Source organism: Flavobacteriales bacterium, from assembly GCA_013214975.1.
Taxonomy (GTDB): Bacteria; Bacteroidota; Bacteroidia; order DT-38; family DT-38; genus DT-38.
In genome coordinates this window covers 1-18,481 of the sequence record JABSPR010000159.1, presented here as the reverse complement: position 1 = coordinate 18,481, position 18,481 = coordinate 1, and the positions used below count along the sequence as shown (strand labels likewise).

The 18,481-nt window shown below is 37.1% G+C and carries 14 protein-coding genes, 2 tRNA genes and 1 riboswitch; of the genes, 7 read left to right on the top strand and 9 right to left on the bottom strand.

The window, feature by feature from the left end; all coding sequences use genetic code 11:
• Window positions 1–472 (bottom strand): hypothetical protein (locus tag HRT72_05805; protein NQY67220.1); only part of this gene is annotated, 472 nt, incomplete at its 3' end.
• A 117-nt stretch (window positions 473–589) separates the two neighbouring features.
• A riboswitch (cobalamin riboswitch) is annotated at window positions 590–774 on the bottom strand.
• Between the two features lie 158 nt (window positions 775–932).
• On the opposite strand from HRT72_05805, the gene HRT72_05800 reads away from it, so the two are divergent.
• A tRNA-Asp gene (locus HRT72_05800) sits at window positions 933–1,006 on the top strand.
• Between the two features lie 67 nt (window positions 1,007–1,073).
• On the opposite strand, the gene HRT72_05795 is transcribed toward HRT72_05800, so the two are convergent.
• The 5 genes from HRT72_05795 to dnaE all read right to left on the bottom strand — a co-directional run bounded on the left by HRT72_05795 (window position 1,074) and on the right by dnaE (window position 7,974).
• On the bottom strand, window positions 1,074–1,799 hold the full coding sequence (locus HRT72_05795) for an SDR family oxidoreductase (protein ID NQY67219.1): 726 nt from the start codon (window positions 1,797–1,799) through the stop codon (window positions 1,074–1,076).
• 81 nt (window positions 1,800–1,880) lie between these two features.
• A complete protein-coding gene (locus HRT72_05790; GenBank protein NQY67218.1) occupies window positions 1,881–2,978 on the bottom strand; it encodes an acyltransferase in 1,098 nt (365 codons plus the stop codon).
• A gap of 86 nt (window positions 2,979–3,064) precedes the next feature.
• Complete coding sequence (locus HRT72_05785) at window positions 3,065–3,997, bottom strand: DUF58 domain-containing protein (protein NQY67217.1); 933 nt, start codon at window positions 3,995–3,997, stop codon at window positions 3,065–3,067.
• A 117-nt stretch (window positions 3,998–4,114) separates the two neighbouring features.
• The gene (trxA, locus tag HRT72_05780) at window positions 4,115–4,432 is read right to left on the bottom strand and encodes a thioredoxin (GenBank protein ID NQY67216.1); all 318 of its coding nucleotides are present in this window, start codon (window positions 4,430–4,432) and stop codon (window positions 4,115–4,117) included.
• Between the two features lie 92 nt (window positions 4,433–4,524).
• Window positions 4,525–7,974 carry a DNA polymerase III subunit alpha gene (gene dnaE, locus HRT72_05775; protein NQY67215.1) on the bottom strand — a complete coding sequence of 1,150 codons (3,450 nt, stop codon included), beginning with the start codon at window positions 7,972–7,974 and terminating at the stop codon, window positions 4,525–4,527.
• A 183-nt stretch (window positions 7,975–8,157) separates the two neighbouring features.
• Here dnaE and HRT72_05770 point away from each other — a divergent pair, with 183 nt between their 5' ends.
• The gene (locus HRT72_05770) at window positions 8,158–10,653 is read left to right on the top strand and encodes a TonB-dependent receptor (GenBank protein ID NQY67214.1); all 2,496 of its coding nucleotides are present in this window, start codon (window positions 8,158–8,160) and stop codon (window positions 10,651–10,653) included.
• On the opposite strand, the gene rocD is transcribed toward HRT72_05770, so the two are convergent.
• Window positions 10,650–11,882: an ornithine--oxo-acid transaminase gene (gene rocD / locus HRT72_05765; GenBank protein NQY67213.1), complete on the bottom strand. Its 1,233-nt coding sequence runs from the start codon at window positions 11,880–11,882 to the stop codon at window positions 10,650–10,652. The genes HRT72_05770 and rocD overlap by 4 nt on opposite strands.
• Window positions 11,883–11,932: 50 nt before the next feature.
• Here rocD and rlmD point away from each other — a divergent pair, with 50 nt between their 5' ends.
• A complete protein-coding gene (rlmD, locus tag HRT72_05760) occupies window positions 11,933–13,333 on the top strand; it encodes a 23S rRNA (uracil(1939)-C(5))-methyltransferase RlmD (protein ID NQY67212.1) in 1,401 nt (466 codons plus the stop codon).
• Here the strand turns inward: rlmD and HRT72_05755 are convergent.
• Entirely contained in the window at window positions 13,322–15,289 is a 1,968-nt protein-coding gene (locus HRT72_05755) for a tetratricopeptide repeat protein (protein ID NQY67211.1), read from the bottom strand. The genes rlmD and HRT72_05755 overlap by 12 nt on opposite strands.
• Before the next feature lie 53 nt (window positions 15,290–15,342).
• Between HRT72_05755 and HRT72_05750 the strand changes: the two genes are divergently transcribed.
• Window positions 15,343–15,849 (top strand): phosphoribosyltransferase, encoded by a 507-nt coding sequence (locus tag HRT72_05750; GenBank protein ID NQY67210.1) that lies wholly within the window; start codon window positions 15,343–15,345, stop codon window positions 15,847–15,849.
• Here HRT72_05750 and HRT72_05745 read toward each other — a convergent pair.
• Window positions 15,841–16,359, bottom strand: coding sequence for a shikimate kinase (locus HRT72_05745; GenBank protein ID NQY67209.1), 519 nt, complete (start codon window positions 16,357–16,359; stop codon window positions 15,841–15,843). The two genes, HRT72_05750 and HRT72_05745, sit on opposite strands and share 9 nt — an antisense overlap.
• A 133-nt stretch (window positions 16,360–16,492) precedes the next feature.
• On the opposite strand from HRT72_05745, the gene HRT72_05740 reads away from it, so the two are divergent.
• From HRT72_05740 to HRT72_05730, 3 genes are all read left to right on the top strand, one after another.
• Window positions 16,493–16,565: transfer RNA gene (locus HRT72_05740), tRNA-Lys, on the top strand.
• 434 nt (window positions 16,566–16,999) lie between these two features.
• Entirely contained in the window at window positions 17,000–18,085 is a 1,086-nt protein-coding gene (locus HRT72_05735; protein ID NQY67208.1) for a Fic family protein, read from the top strand.
• A gap of 223 nt (window positions 18,086–18,308) precedes the next feature.
• Window positions 18,309–18,481: transposase (locus HRT72_05730; protein NQY67207.1), on the top strand; the 173-nt coding region annotated here is incomplete at its 3' end.

The window sequence follows — 18,481 nt, the reverse complement described above, 5'->3', positions numbered from 1 at the left end:
CCTTTGCTGCTCCAGTAATTCCAGAGATACCAGCATCAAAAGACAAATCAGAAGTATTATATGACGTAACAAAAGGGTCGCCATTGTAATTACCGTTTGTGACAAGAAGGCTAGTTCCAAATATTGCCATTCGTTGCATACTGGAGGCAGCTATAGCACTTACCCTAGAATAATCTGACAAATCGTATTTAACAATAGAATCAGATGCAGCAACATAAGCAAACTCATTCGCATCGTCTACGATTACATCATTTGTAGATTGTGTTTTGATTTCGTCAAAAACTGTATTAACACCTGTAGCAGTATTGTAGGATGACATTGTAACGTAATCCATACAGGTATTTCCACATCCGGATTCCCAACTACCTCCACTGCTTATTATAATCTCCTTCACTCCCATTTGGCCAAATGCCAATGTAGATGTCATCATTAGACCCAAAAGCCCAGCAACGTATTGTTTGTTTATTTTCATTTAATTAAAATTTCGTCCCACACCCGGAACAGTTAAAATATGTAGTTAGAAAATAATTGGAGGTAAAATCGCATCTGATAATCAGATTTGAAATCCATCTCCTTTCTCCCGAAAGCTACGAACCTATATCTCTTTGGCAGGTCTTCTGGCTTGCTCTGTTTCAACGCCTTCCCATCAGCCTAAGCTAACAGTGGCAAGATTGTCGAAACTCAAAATGAGCTTACAGCAACGGGGATTGCTCCGGATTCTAACCGGATTCCCTATTATTCCATACATATGGAACCAAAGTGGAGACAAATGTAAATTGATTGATTGTTATTTCAATGGAATTAAATGGTTTTAATAAATAATTATTCACACCGAAATATGCTCATTTCCAGCGACGAACTATTTTTTTAAATTATATATCCATTTACTCTTGCAGCTAATAAGAATTCGATTAAATTTGCACTTCTCAATTGGAGCGGTAGTTCAGTTGGTTAGAATACCTGCCTGTCACGCAGGGGGTCGCGGGTTCGAGTCCCGTCCGTTCCGCAAAAAAAGAAGCTCTTACGCAAGTAGGAGCTTTTTTTTATTGAATATTTCCGTGTTGATATATCGATTATCTCGGAAAGGCGCCATTATTTATATCAATACAAACGCCATTGATATAAGCTGGACTTTCAGAACCCAACCATGCTATTGTTTTAGCCACCTCACTAGCTTGTGCAAATCTCCCAGAATAAACACTACTTAACAAGGCCCCTTTCCTGCTTTCTGGAATTGAATGAATCATATCCGTTTCAACAGGTCCTGCGGCAATACAGTTAACGATGATACCTTGAGGACCCAATATTTTAGCGAAGCTTTTTGTTGCATTAATAATACCAGCTTTCGTTATTCCATACCAAATATCTGGATGACCAATTTGCCCAGCGATTGAAGCATTATTTACGATTCTACCAGATTTATTTTTAATCATTTTTTTGGATACACACGTCATTAACTCAACGGGTGCTTCGAGGTTCACCTTCATCACTTTATTTTTCGCAATTTTCGTGTAAGTATTGTAATTCATTACGTTCATAATACCCGCATTATTAATCAGCACATCAATATGATCTAATGTGGATATTAATTTAGAAATACCCTCAATGTCATTGAGGTCATATTTGATAAAATGACAATCAAGCGGTTTTAAATACGGTGTGTTTTCCCTGGCCAGAACGGTAACTCTATATCCAAGATCTATAAATGCCTTAGTCGTCTCTAATCCTATTCCTTGATTTCCTCCAGTAATGAGAACATGCTTTCTTGATTTCAAATTTCTTTTATTGATATCAGCCATAATTAGATGCACTGATTGGTTAATTGACACGCTTGTTTAAGTATAGATATACTGCGCTTTTCTAAATAAGTTGTCGAATAATTAATAAATATATTTCTTACCTAATCCAAGTATTGGTCCTTCAAAATACTTATACGATATTGTTGCAAAGGTAAAAGTTGCTGCTAAAGATAAAAGGGTAACACCTATAGATTCTAGGTCTCTCATCTGAGGATAAAATGTAAAGAACCACATATGAAACATCCCGCTAAATATTTGATGGGTTAAATATATCATATAAGACACTTTAGCTACGTGCTTAAATACAGGATTAGAGAGAAATTTGCCAAAAGCGTTTAATGGTTGGGTTATAGTGTAAACGATTAAGCTACCATATAAAAAAAGAAAAGATGTATGCAATAATGGATGCCCAATACCGATTCGTCCATTCAAGGTATTCTTTATTAAAAACATAATAACGATTGATGCTATCCCAATAACGAACAACACTAATCCCTTCTTATTAAAAGCTTTTTCAAGTTTTCCATTTAAGTGATAATATGCAATTAACACACCGAATAATAGAGCATCCATCCTGGCGTGAGGTAAAACATAGGCACCCAATCCATCAATTGAATCTCTAAAAAATGGAGCGGCAATAATTCCCAAAACAAGCAAGACTGGCAACCATGTTCTTTTAGTAAAATAAATAACAAAAGGGAGTACTAAATAGAACTGTTCTTCTATAGCTAGAGACCAAGTTACTCCAAGCCAATGAGGACCAAATGTAGAAGGCATAAAGAAATTCTGGATATAAATGAAGAATGGAAATGTAGGTAACGGATTAATCGTTAACCATGGAAACCAATTTTGTTTACCTGCCATACCAAGCATAACAAACATTATAAGCACAAAATAGTATGCTGGAAAAATCCGAAGGGCCCGCCTAATATAAAACGATTTAAAGAAATTAGAACTGCCCTTATAATAGATTAGTATTCGTCCGATTAGAAAGCCTGAAAGAATAAAAAACAGGTCAACTCCACTCCATGTTAACGATAGATATCGCCCTAAATCAGTAATTACCCCCTCTTCTATATCAGGAGGGATTTGGCATACTCCATAATGCCAGATAAGGACCAATAAGATAGCCAAGGCCCGAATGCCATCCAGTGGTTTTATATATTCAAGTGGTTTCAATACAGAGTTATTGCTTGTGGTCAATTAAAGTAAAAGTAGGTTATTAGAAAGGAGATGAAAAACGGAAAGCATAAGCGGACAGCACGTTAATGCATCTTATCACGCTTAATTAAATAGGGTAAAAGCACTTGCTCAAAATCTAGATTTATATCAGCCTCCACGAAGTCAATTTTAAATTGAGCACACTTTAAAGATAATTCTTTTTGATGCGCCTTCATGGCCGATACATAGTTAGCCTTAACCTCATTTGGGTTCACTTTCACCTCCTGACCTGTTTCTAAGTCAACAAATTGATATGATTTATTGTCAAATTCAAAATCAAGTTCTTTGGCGTAGTCCGCAACATGAAATAAAATTACCTCATGCTTATTGTGCTTTAAATGCTGGAGTGCAGAAAACAAGTCATCTTGACTTTCTGCACTACCCATCATATCACTAAAAATCACAACCAAAGATCTTTTATGAATGCTCTCGGCAATTAGATGGAGTGCATCCGCTGCATTCGTTTCAACTTTAACATCCTCAGAAATTGGTTGTAGTAATCTATCCATTTCTGTAAAAAGCATTCGTTGATGAACTTGCGAAGATTTAGCATTTGTATGCATATCTACTTTATCACCGAATACCGTTAATCCTATTGCGTCTCTTTGCTTCTTTAATAACTGCACAATAGATGCTGCACAATGAATGGAAAAGGACATTTTATTTTGCACGTCCGAATTAAAAGAGTCTTTAACAACTGGAAAGTACATCGAAGAAGATCTATCAATAACGATCTGGCAACGCAGGTTTGTTTCTTCTTCGTAAGTTTTCACGAACATCTTATCCGTTCTAGCAAAAAGTTTCCAATCTACATGGCGAACCGATTCCCCTTTATTGTAGTGTCTATGTTCGGCGAACTCAACCGAAAAACCATGAAAAGGACTTTTATGCAAGCCAGTAATAAACCCTTCCACTACTTGACGAGCAAGTAATTCGAGCTTACTAAATTGGCGAATCTTTTCTTGATTAATGTTTATTGGCAAGATTGTAAGTTATTGGGCTTAAACGAAAATACGGAAGAAGTATTTCAAATAAAAAAAATGCCATCAATTCCGTTTGTACGGAAAAGATGGCATCTTTAACATTTTCAAGTATTACAACTGAGCGTTTAATTTTTCAGACAAAACAGTTTTTGAGACAGCTCCCACTTGTTTATCTACTACTTCACCATTTTTGATAAACAAAATAGTAGGGATATTTCTAATTCCATATTTAGCTGAAATTTCTGGATTGTGATCTACGTTTACTTTACCAACTAGTACTTTACCGTCGTAATCGTTTGAAATCTCTTCAACTACTGGTCCAACCATTCTACATGGCCCGCACCACTCAGCCCAAAAGTCAACCAATACTGGTTTATCTGATTTAAGTACTACTTCCTCGAAGTTTTGATCTGTGAATTCTAGTGCCATGATTTTTATTTTTAATTACTTATTCAAATTTACAATTATCTCTCTATTCAAGAAGCCTGCCAGCCAAATATTACGCGCCAAGTTGACATAAGTTAGTTCAAATCGTATGTTACGCCCTTTATTTCTGCCAAAGCGTCAATAAACTCATTCGTTAATGTCACACCTTTTCGCTTTGATGGCATTTCTATTTTTATTCTTTCCTTTTTATCGTACACCGCCAATTTAATCTTACAGCTTCCGGCCTCCAGATCCATTAATTCATCTAAACGGTTAATTAAATGATCATTCACATTATCTACACTTGCTTTAATGGTGATACTCTTTGTCATTTTCTCACGCACCTCAGAAAGCAATTGCATTCCATTTACTTTAAACTCCCAGACATCTTCCTGGTGAAATCGATTCCTAACGTTACCTCTGATGTATACAAAGGCATTGGGAACAAGCATATGTCTTAGTTTCAAATAGTCTTCAGAGAACAAAGCTATTTGATATGTATCGCGATAATCCTCAATGGTAAAAGTTCCAAAAGGTCTTCCTGTTTTGGTAGTTCTATGAGCCACTTCGCCAATATAGCAACCTAATGTAAGCTCTCTACCTTTATGCTTTTCCATGTCGATTACATCCGAAACTGTATGTGGACAGAAATATTTAAGTTCCAATTTATAATCATCCAATGGATGGCCAGAGATAAAAAGACCGGTAACTTCTTTCTCCTTATATATTTTTTCTAACCTAGGCCACTTTTCACAATCAGGTAGTTTAGGTTCTTCTATTTCTACTTCGGCACTTCCACCAAATAGAGAAGATTCCATTTCCTCCTTGCTGCTTTTATAAGCATTTCCGAACTTAATCATCTGCTCCAAATAACTTGGACTGCCCTCCATTTCCCGATGAAAATATTGTGAACGATAAATATCCTCAAAACAATCAAAAGCACCACCAAGAGCAAGGCTCTCCATGCATTTCTTATTTGCCTGACGCAACTCAATACGAAGTACAAAATCGGTAAGGGTTTTATACGCCCCACCTTCATTTCGTTTGTTCACAATAGTTTCTACAGCGCCCTCACCTACGCCCTTTATTGCTCCAAGTCCAAATCGGATCTCCCCTTTCTTATTCACTTTAAAAGTATAACTACTCTCATTAACGTCTGGCCCGAGAACTGGTATACTCTGTCGTTTACACTCATCCATAAAATAAGCGACCTTTTTGATATCGTTCATGTTTCTGGTGAGAACAGCAGCCATGTAGTCTGCCATGTAGTTGGCCTTGAGATAGCCGGTTTGGTATGCAACAATTGAGTACGCAGCAGAATGCGATCTATTAAATCCATATTGAGCGAACTTCGACATCGTATCGAAAACAGATTTAGCATCGGCCTCAGAAACACCTTTTTCTTCTGCTCCCTTGATAAAGATCCGGCTTTGCTCCTCCATGATCTCCATCTTCTTCTTTCCCATCGCTCTTCGAAGAATATCTGCAGAACCAAGAGAAAAGCCACCCATTATTTGCGCCGCTTGCATAATCTGCTCTTGATACACCATAATACCATAGGTGTTCTTCAATATTCCCTCAAGCATTTCGTGCGGATACTCTACTTTCTCTCTTCCTTGCTTACGGTCAATAAAAAGCGGAATAAAATCCATCGGGCCGGGACGATACAATGCATTCATTGCAATCAAATCCTCAATATTTGTAGGTTTCAGTTCTTTTAGATACATACGCATCCCTTCACTCTCAAATTGGAATGTACCTATCGTATTCCCCTTCTGATAAAGATCATATGTCTTTTCATCCTCTAAATCAATTTCATCAATATCTATTTCTACACCATGATTTTCCTTGATATTGATAATGGCATCCTTAATAATAGAAAGAGTCTTCAGTCCTAAAAAGTCCATCTTAAGCATCCCTACACCTTCCACGTACTTACCATCGTATTGGGTAACCATCAGATCAGAATCTTTGGCAGCACCCATTGGGAGATACTTCTCTAAATTATCTGGCGCAATAATTACTCCAGCTGCATGAATTCCTGTGTGACGAGCAGAGCCTTCTAATATTTTTGCAAAATTTAGCGTCCGAGCTATTAATAGATCTTTACTATTCTGAGCGTCTGCTAATTCTTTTACTTCTTTGAAAGCTTGCTTTAATGTTATTCCAGGTGTATCCGGAACAAGCTTCGCCAATTTATCTGCTTCGTGTAAAGGCAACTTTAAAACCCGAGCAACATCCCGAATAGATGATTTTGCCGCCATCGTACCAAATGTGATAATTTGAGCAACACGATCTTTACCATGTTTTTCTACTACCCAATCAATTACTCTTTGTCTTCCATCATCATCAAAATCAATATCGATATCTGGCATCGATACCCTTTCTGGATTTAAGAACCTTTCAAAAAGTAAATCATACTTTATAGGATCAATATTGGTAATATTTAAAGCGAAAGCTACAACAGAGCCAGCTGCAGACCCCCTTCCTGGACCTACGCTCACGCCCATTTCTCTGGCCGCAGTAGTAAAATCTTGAACAATTAAGAAATAGCCTGCAAAGCCCATATCCTTAATAATCTTCAACTCATAATCGGCCCTCTCAGATATTTCAGAAGTAATTTCGCCATACTTTTTCTTACACCCTTCGAATGTTAAATACCTAAGAAACTCATCTTCCGTATTAAATTGTTCAGGGATATTGAAAGCAGGCATTAGGATATCCCTAGTGATTTTAGGAGTCTCAATCTTGTCAACAATTTCAATGGTATTTTCTAGAGCTTCGGGTACATCTTTAAAGATTTCTGCCATCTCGGCCTTTGTCTTCAAATAGAATTGATCCCCGTCAAAACGCATTCGATTGGGATCGTCGTAATCTTTTCCCGTCTGAAGACACAACAGAATATCCTGAGCTTCAGAATCTATCCTGTCCACATAGTGAACGTCGTTTGTGGCAATCATTTTAACGCCGTACTTCTTAGAGAACTTTATTAGTACTTCATTACAAATATTCTGATCTTCTATACCGTGACGTTGCAGTTCAATGTAAAAATCATCACCAAAAATGTCTAACCACTCTTCGAATACTTTCTCAGCAGCGGCCTCACCATGTTGAATAATTGCCCGTGGCACTTCGGCAGCCAAACAGCAAGTGGTTGCAATAAGTCCTTCGCTAAACTCACGAATTAATGTTTTGTCTATTCTTGGCTTATAATAAAACCCTTCAGTAGCTCCTCTTGTACAAAGTATAGACAGGTTTTTGTACCCCTGTTGATTCTTTGCCAGCAAAACTTGATGGTACCTAGTTTTGTTCTTTTTATCGAACATATCATCGGTAAGATAAAATTCACAACCTATAATTGGCTTAACGCCATGCTTTTGCAAAGTAGAAGTGAATTTGGGAATTCCATACATATTACCATGATCGGTAATAGCAAGGGCCTTCATATTATCCTCTTTCGCCTTTAATGCTAAACGGTCAATTTGAGCAGCACCGTCCAATAAGGAATATTGGGTATGTACGTGTAGGTGCGAAAAATCGGGCATGAGGTCTGAAAAAAAAGTTATTTTTGAGCGAATATGCTCTTGGTAAAGCTAGTAATTTCAATAGTCTCAAGCCTATTTTAATGAACTGATATACCTAACATTTTATTAACATTTTCATCGCTTAAAGCGTGCAATATTTAAGGTCAAAAACAGTTTATTATTCTCCACAGCCCCGTGTATAGCATGAAAGGTATCTACAGAATAATTTTCTTACTCTCATTTATTTCCATTCCTCTCCTTCTATCGGCACAAAAGAGCTCCATAGTTTCTGGAGTTATCACAGATAAAAACAAAAGAGCCGTGTTCAACGCGAATATTTCAATACTTGGAATTGCCGGTGGTTCAACAACTGATTCTCTTGGCAGATTTTCTCACACAATCGAAGGGGATTCTACTTTAAAACTTATCATCTCACACATTACCTTCAAAACTTTCAGTCAAGATATAACCCCAACCGGAGAAGCAATTGAATCAAATATCTCCTTAGAAGATAATGTAGAAGAACTGCTTGGAGTTACTATTGAGGATAGAGTTAAACGAGCAGGAAACACTATTTCTGTTGATCCCACTTTGGCTAAAACTATGCCTAGTACCACTGGTGGAATCGAGGACTTGATCCAGACATTACCGGGTGTTTCGTCAAACAATGAAATGAGTTCTCAATATTCTGTTAGAGGCGGAAATTTCGACGAGAATCTTGTTTATGTAAACGATATCCAAGTATACAGACCGTTTCTAATTAGATCCGGACAGCAGGAAGGCTTGAGCTTTATTAACCCTGACATGGTAAGCTCAGTACAATTTTCCGCTGGTGGATTTGAAGCAAAATATGGCGATAAACTTTCGTCGGTGCTAGACATCACCTACAGAAAACCAATCAAGTTTTCGGCAAATGCGTCGGCTAGTTTACTCGGTGCCACAGTGCATCTTGAAGATAGAAGTAAAAACGAAAAGTTTACTTATCAGCTCGGAGCTCGACAAAAATCGAATGCGTACCTCCTTAATAGTTTAGATACAAAAGGAGAATACAAACCTAATTTTGTAGATATACAGGGGTTTGCAACCTATAAATTTGGCAAGAAGTATGAAATCAATGTCCTATCTAACTATTCTAAAAACAGCTACAATATAATTCCACAAACAAGAGAATCTGACTTCGGCACTATCGATAAAGTACTTAGGCTTACTGTTTATTTCGATGGACGTGAAGTGGACGAATTCGAAACTTATATGTCGGCTATTTCAAACATCTACAAACCCAACGAATACACCACCCTTAAACTTATTGCTTCTGGATTTAGAACATTTGAATCCGAAACCTACGATCTACTTGGACAGTATTGGCTCGATGAAGTTGAAGCAGACAATACAGGAGGTGATGTTGTAAGAAATACAATTAACCTTGGGGTTGGCGGATTTCTAATGCACGCCAGAAATTATTTGGATGCGACAATATACAATGCAAGCCACAAGGGGTATCATATTAAAGACAAACACGAACTTACTTGGGGGCTCACCTATCAACACGAATTAATTAAAGACAAATTAAGTGAATGGCAATACGTTGATTCATCGGACTACTCACTTCCAATTTCGGAGAATGAAGATTTTGATATTTACGAATCACTTCATGCAAGTGCCAAATTAGAGACAAACCGGTATTCGGCATTTATTCAAAACACCAACAACTTTGGTAAAAATGATCAATACTTTCTGAACTACGGAACTCGATTTAATTATTGGGATTACAGCAAACAATCTTTAATAAGTCCTCGGGCTTCATTCGCCATTCAACCTGATTGGGAAAAGGATTTCATGTTTAGGTTAGCGGCTGGAGTATACTACCAACCTCCCTTCTATCGTGAACTGAGAGACCGATATGGGATACTAAATAAAGACATTAAAGCACAACAAAGTATCCATTTTGTAGCAGGTAGCGATTATAATTTCAGAGCTTGGAGCAGGCCTTTTAAGTTTGTATCAGAAATCTATTTCAAGAAATTCGACGATCTTATTCCGTATGAAATTAACAACGTTCGTATTCGCTATTATGCAGATAACATGGCTAAAGGTTATGCAACCGGCGTTGATCTACGAATAAACGGTGAATTCGTAAAGGGAGTTGAATCTTGGGCTAGTTTAAGCGTTATGAAAACAGAAGAAGATTTAAGAAACGACTTCTATTACGAGTATCTCAATAATTCAGGAGAAAAAATTAGTTACTCTACAGAAGACCAAACAATAACAGACAGTGTTAAAATTGAGCCTGGCGCCATACCCAGACTAACAGATGAACGTGTGCACATGAGTATCGTGTTTCAAGATTACTTACCCCGTTGGCCTAAGTTTAAAATGCAGTTGAAAATGGTCTTTGGAAGCGGATTGCCTTTTGGTCCACCTAGCTTTGATAGGTACCGAGACACTTTACGGATAAGACCCTACAGACGTGTTGATATTGGATTTTCGTACACGCTATTAGAAGAAGACCGTGTTAAAAAAGAAAAAGGATTTGGTCGACATTTAAAGTCGATATGGTTCTCTGCCGAAGTATTTAACCTTCTTCAAATCGACAATGTCGTATCTTATATTTGGGTTAAAGATGTAACAGGAAATCAATACGCTGTGCCTAATTCTCTAACAGCACGACTAATTAACCTAAAACTAATTGTCCGGATTTAGACAGCTTTTATTGTATCCGAAATAATCTGAATACATTCTTTTATTTGCTCTTCTGTAATTACCAAAGGTGGTGCAAATCTGATCTTATCCTCGTGTGTTGGCTTGGCTAATAAACCATTATTCTTCATTCTAATACAAAGCTCCATTGCATCCACCCCATTCTTAGGCTTGATGACAATTGCGTTTAACAACCCCCTTCCTCTAACCAAAGTGATCATATCGGAATCAATTGCTCTTAAGCCCTCTCGCAATATCTCACCAAGACGCATTGAGTTCTCAGCCATATTCTCGTCACGTACAACTTCTAAAGCAGCTATAGCCACTTTATTCGCCAATGGATTACCTCCGAAAGTTGAACCATGCTCACCTGGTTTCAAACACATCATAATATGATCGTCGGCAAATACTGCTGATACTGGAAGTACGCCCCCTGATAAAGCTTTACCTAAAAGAAGGATATCTGGTTTAATACCATCGTAATCGCATGCCAATAACTTACCTGTTCTGGCGATTCCTGTTTGAATCTCATCCGCAATGAAAAGAACATTATTCTCTTTACACAATGCTTTACATCGAGCCAAATAACCATCTTCAGGAACAAGTACACCTGCTTCTCCTTGAATCGGTTCTACAATAAAAGCAACTACATTGATATCCTTAAGAGCTTCCGCTAATGCATCCGAATTATTATAAGGTATTGTTTCAATTCCTGGAGTGAATGGGCCAAACTCATTTTTTGCCACTTCATCATTCGAAGCTGACACTATCGTAATAGTACGTCCATGGAAGTTACCTTCACAGAATATAATCTTTGCTTGATCTGCTGGAATACCCTTCTTTTGGTAGCCCCATTTTCGTGCAAGCTTAATTCCTGTCTCCACCGCTTCCACACCAGAGTTCATCGGCAATAGCTTATCAAAACCAAAATATTCCGTTGCGAATTTTTCGTACTCACCAAGGGTATCGTTATAAAATGCTCTAGATGTAAGCGTTAATTTTTGTGCTTGCTCCGTAAGCGCACCAATAATCTTAGGATGACAGTGCCCCTGATTAACAGCTGAGTATGCCGATAAAAAATCAAAATATTTTTTCCCGTTTACATCCCAAACAAAGACTCCTTCACCTTTAGAAATTACAACTTGTAACGGGTGATAGTTATGCGCGCCATGCTTGTCTTCTAACGAAATTGCCTCTTGCTCTGCTGCTGATGTATTTTCTTCTAGTACCACGGTAAAATTTGATTTTTAATTGATGTAAATTTGCGACAATTATAGCAAAAATGAAAGGTAAGAAGGTAATAGAGAATGTCGAAGTAATCGACATGGGTACGAAGGGTAAAGGCGTAGCGAAAAAAGATGGCATGGTAATCTTTGTGCAAGATGCTATTCCAGGTGATGTGGTAGACGTTGAAGTTTACAAAAAGAAAAAGTCGTTCTATGAAGCGAATGTGATCAAATACATCAAACGATCCGATGACTTAACCGAGCCATTTTGTAAGCATTTCGAAATATGTGGTGGATGTAGTTACCAGCACATTAACTATGATGCCCAGCTTAATCACAAGCAAAAAGGAATTACAGATAACTTATCTCGAATTGGCAAATTAGATATACCTGAGGCCCCTCCCATTATCGCTTGCGACTCAACTCAGTTTTATAGAAATAAATTAGAGTTTACATTCTCGAACAAGAGATGGTTGAGTACTACTGAGATTAAAAGTGAAGATATTATTTACAATCAAAACGTATTGGGTTTCCACGTTCCTGGACGATTCGACAAAATATTAAACGTCGATAAATGTTGGTTACAAACAGATCCTTCAAACGCAATTAGAAATTCGGTTTTAGGATATGCTTTAAAGAATGAACTTGAATTCTTCGACTTAAGAGAACAAACCGGGTTATTGAGAAACATGATTATCCGAACAACCACTACAAACGAAGTAATGGTTATCATGATTTTCGCGAAAGAAGATCGCGAAGTTAGATTTGGTTTAATGGATCATCTTAATGAAACGTTCCCAGAAATCACCTCTTTGATGTATGTGATAAACACAAAAAGAAACGATACTATTTCGGACTTGGAAGTACATCACTACACTGGCAAAACGTTTATCACTGAAAAACTTGGTGATATCAGTTTCAAAATTGGACCTAAGTCATTCTTCCAAACGAACTCTATACAGGCGCACAAGCTCTACCAAGTAATTGAAGAAATGGCAAACTTGAATGGCAGTCAAATTGTGTACGACCTTTATTGTGGTACAGGAACTATTGGAAACTTCATAGCTAAGAAAGCTAAAAAGGTTATTGGTGTGGAACAATTGCCTGAGGCAATTGAAGATGCAAAAGAGAACTCCGCCAATAACGGAATCGAGAACACAGAGTTCTTTGCTGGAGACATGAAAGATGTTCTTGATGAAAAGTTCATTAAGAAAAACGGCCACCCAGACTTAGTAATAATCGACCCTCCTCGCGCTGGCCTACACAAGGATGTAGTTGAGGAATTGAATAGATTAAAGGCTAAACAAGTTATTTATGTGAGCTGCAATTCTGCTACGCAAGCGAGAGATCTAGAATTACTTTCAGTCAATTACAAAGTATCGTCAGTACAGGCAGTGGATTTATTTCCACATACTGTACATGTAGAAAATGTGGCATTGTTAACTCTAGTTTCCTAAAGCAGGATTAAGCTGTTTAGCTCTGGCCATGTACTTCTGTGCATTTTCCATGTCGCCCATATTCTGGTAAGTGATAGCGGCAAAATGCCAAAGACTTGCATTGTTGGGTGCGTATTCAATCCCTTTATTAAAGGCAGCAACACTCTTTACATTCTCGCCAATAGTTCCATAAACACTTCCCAGATTCAAATACCCATCTGCAAAACGAGGATCGAAATAGATAGCCTTTTCAAACATTTCTTGCGCCTCTTTATATTGTTGTCGATTAAAATAGATCGCTCCAAGATTACTATATGTAAGTGGTTTCTTGGAATTAAACTCTAGAGCCTTAAGATATTTCTCCTTTGCCTTATCGTAGTCATCCATCCTATAATAGGTTAATCCTATCTGGGAGTAAGCATCCGCATAATTGGGATAGATAGCAACCGCTTTCTCCAAAAAAGAAATACCTTCTAAGAAAAACGCCTTCCTCTTTTCTTTGTCTGGCTCTGCAAGGGCAACAACTTTTGTTATCTCCAGTCCGTGATAATAATGCATTCTAGCACTTCCTGCAGACGTTTGAATATCGGTACTATATAAAGTCTGATTATTGGTCCAAGCTGTATTACGATCAATTGTTTTAAATGAATACAGCGAAATGACAATAGCGACAACACCTATGTACTTACCATTTTTACTAAATACTTCTTTAATATTCTCATACGACTCATCTAGGTAATCAACTTTCGTAGCCATTGCCAAAAGGTGCCCCAAAATGATGACAAATCCCAGGGAAGGGAAATACATCAGACGTTCTCCAAAACCAACCCCTATGAGCATTACTATATTAGAGAAAAGAGAAACCGTTATCACGAAATATAAAAATCCAAAGACTAAATGATTCTTCGTTTTCAACTTTACCAAAGAAAATATTCCTGCCCCCAGAAAAAAGATTGTCGAGAACAATGCATAAATGTTCGTCCACCCTACCAATGGGATTTGGTTAAAAGAATAATCACTGGTTAAGGGATGGGGAAAGGTTAAAAGAGCAAAGTACTTCCCAAGTCCCTTCATGGCTGTTGCCAACCTTACCATATAATTGGGTGCGTCTACAAAAAAGTTATCTAATGCTACATAAGTCGAATTCCCATCAACGCCTCCTAAAATTGCAATCCGTGTAAGAATGCATAACCCCGCTGCCATCGCAAATATTCCAGACATCTCCATATTTTTCTTGGTTGTAACCGAAGTATAGAAATATAATATCAAGGGTACGATCGCTAAAAATGTTATCGAGCTCTCGTTCGAAAAAATGGATAACATATAGCTACCTCCCATCAAAATTGCATGTTTAATATTGTTCGACTTGACATACTTAAACATATAATATAAGGCTGATAACGCGAACAGCATAGTCATCATCACATCCCTACTTTTAATATTTGCCACTACTTCTGTATGAATTGGGTGTGCCGCGTACAGCAAACTAATAGCAAACGGAATAATGATATTAATCCTACCGTACATCATACTTAATACAACAAACATTAAGAAACATGTAAGTGCATATACCAATACATTTATCAGGTGATAGAAAAAAGGTGTATCCGGAAACAACTCCCATTCTGTTGCAAACATTACCAACGAAACGGGTCGAAAAACAGAATCTACAGAATTCCAATATCCATAACGATACCCCGTTTTAAGGATAATTGGGATCCCTTCGATGCCTCGTTTTACGACCCAGTTATCTTTCATAACAGAGGCGTCGTCTAATACATAACCGTGATCTATTGAATTAGAGTAGATAAGAATAGCAACCAACGAAACAAGTAATCCTAATTTCCTCTTTAAGGTAAACCAAGAACCATTCTTTCTAGGCTTCTTTTTCTTTGGACGTTCGGCTTGAGGACCTTGACTTTCATCAATTACCTGTTGCTCTATTTTCTCTTTACGGGTTAATTTCTTACTTCCCATCTTGTTGGATTACTGAAACAAATGTAAAAATTGTAAATTTGGAAAAAGCACAGATGGCCCAAGAAAAGACCCTTATCCTAACCCTTGATCAGATCAATCAAAAGATCAAGAGAATCGCGTATGAAATTTACGAGAACAACTTTGATGAGAAGGAAATTATCGTAGCAGGAATTGCCAAAAGAGGTTATATTTTGGCAGAACTACTTGTCGCACAACTAGAAGAAATCAGTCCTTTCAATATTATTCTTGTCGAACTTCAAATTGACAAGAAAGACCCTATGGAAAATGGTTGTTCTTTAGAAATGAAAGAAGAAAAACTCAAGGATAAAGTCGTTATAATTGTGGACGATGTTGTTAAAAGTGGTAAGACTTTAATTTATGCGACAAAATTTTTCTTGGGAGTTCATTTAAAAAAGCTACGAACTGTAGCGTTAATAGATCGCGAACATAGACGATACCCTGTAAGTGTAGATTATTTAGGCATGCACCTTTCCACTACACTACAAGAGCACGTTTCAGTAGATTTTTCAAAAAAAACTAGTGGTGTTTACTTAAAGTAAAGCTGGTTCGATATAACTCAATTTTAACGATAAGTCTTCTATATCGAAGTTCTCACCGGATATAATTACATCTGCTTGGTTGTAATATTCTTCTCGAATGCCCAAGTTAATAGCAATGTAAGACTTCAAGTCATCATCCGTTTTTCCCTTTATTAAAGGACGGCTTTCTTTCCCATTTGACAATCTATTTATAAGAGCAGGAATAGACATTTTCAAATAAACACTTCTTCCAGACGTTTTAATTAATTCGAGATTCTGATCTGTACAAGGCGCTCCTCCGCCTAATGAAATAACTGTTTTCTCTAATTCGCATAACTCTTTTAAGGATTGATTTTCCTTTTCTCGAAAATATTGTTCCCCTTTCGACTTGAATAATTCTGGAATTGATTCCCCTTCTTTTTCTTCAATATAATCGTCCATGTCTACGAAATCCATCTTCAACTTCCTAGCTAACTGCTTACCAATCGTCGACTTACCACTTCCCATGTACCCCATTAAAAATATTCTCATAATGTCACTTTTTTAGATTAATACTCGTTCTATCTATTAGTAATACTGTGAACTGAAAAATAAGATACAAAAAGTTATCACAACGTTATAGATATTTGAGAATTGCAATTATATTTGCACTCCTTAAATGGACGATTCGGTAGCTCAGCTGGTAGAGCATCTCCCTTTTAAGGAGAGGGTCCTGAGTTCGAACCTCAGCCGAGTCACAATAACCCCGCTAAATCATAGATTTGGCGGGGTTTTTTGGTTGATTACTCCAAATGGGTAGAACATTCTGACATTAACCAGATGTTTTTAATTTACGGTAAACTATAACTCAATTTCACTAAATCGTCATCTTGAACACTGCCAAATCCACTTTAATGAAAAGATTTCAAATCCCAGTTAACGATTTTAACCTTGCCACTGCCGTCGATGCATGAAGATTATAAAATTCTCATTGTGAGACATAAAACTTAACTTGCACATAATAGAAGAAGTAAACTCTATAGAGTTTACCCAGCCAATTTGGGGTACATGAAACACAAATTAGAAAGAGGGTAATATCTACACCCTAATTTAAAACAAGGGCGTTTTTTAACTACATTTACCCCTATTGATTATTCAGGGGTAATAAGTACCCTCATTAAAACATCTAACAATTGTGACCTACAACTCCCAAAAACCATACAACGATTTACCTTTATTACCTCCACAATCGGAAATTGAAACAACCGAAATACTAAAAAAAACTATTTCAGCTAGCCGTGCACTATCGGAGCTTAAGGGCGCCATAACCAACCTTCCAAATCCCACTTTATTTATCGACAGCATCCAATTACAGGAAGCACAAGCAAGTTCTGCAATAGAAAATATTATTACCACAAATGACGAACTGTTTAAATCTTCAATAGCAGACAAAAGGACTGACAACCCAATAATAAAAGAAGTATTACATTACAAAGATGCTCTTTGGCTAGGTTTAGAAGAAATAAAGAAACGACCATTTCTTACTACTAACTTATTTATTCAACTAGTACAAAAAATAAAGGAAAACACAGCAGGAATACGCAATGCTCCAGGCACTCAACTAACTAATCCAGTTACAAATAAAGCGGTGTATACTCCCCCAGAAGGAGAAGATATTATCCGAGAGAAGTTGAAAAACTTAGAAGATTTTATCCATGCCGAAGATGAGGTCGACCCTTTAGTAAAAATGGCCATCATCCATTACCAATTTGAAGCAATACATCCATTTTTTGATGGCAATGGTCGAACAGGAAGAATTATACTCCTCCTATATCTTAATATAACTGACTTGTTAGACTTGCCAGCATTATTCCTTAGCGGTTACATAATGAAAAACAAAAATGCTTACTACCAAAACCTAAGAGCTGTCACCGAAAAAAATGAATGGAAAGACTGGATACTTTATATGTTGGATATGATAGAAAAAACCGCAATAGAGGATCGAAACAGAATAAAAAGAATCGAAAAATTGATGAGCCAAATGGGAAAAGATATCCAAAGTCAATTGCCGAAAGTTTACTCCAAAGATTTGATGGAAGTTTTATTCAAATTACCCTATACAAAAAGGCAATCCCTCGAAGAAGCAAAATTGGGAAATTTAAAAACGGTTGGAAATTATTTGAAATCACTAGAAAATGAAGGATTCCTAACAAGTGAACAAGTTGGAAAAGAGAAATTATACCTAAATTCTAAATTATTAGAAATACTCAATAGCTAGTTATTAAATAACACGATACCCCAATCGAGTAGACGGCTCCGCCAGATAAACTGACGGAGTGCGCCTCTCACACCACCGCACGTAAGGGTCTCGTATACGGCGGTTCACCAAATTGAAGTTTGCGTATTATTAATGTAATCTATCAAAGGTTTATACTGGACTTAGTACTTTTAACTGGAGGGTTTAGAATAGCCATTAAGCATTGAATATTAATTTTATGCTTATGAAAAAGAAAAGATATTACAGTAAAGAATTTAAGCTTCAGTCTGTTGCTATGGCAGTAGAAAGAGATAATATTTCTGAAGTAGCTAGAGAGTTAGGTATTCGTCCAGATATGCTTGGAAGATGGATACGAGAATATAATGAGAAGAAAATGGATGCTTTTAAAGAGGCTGG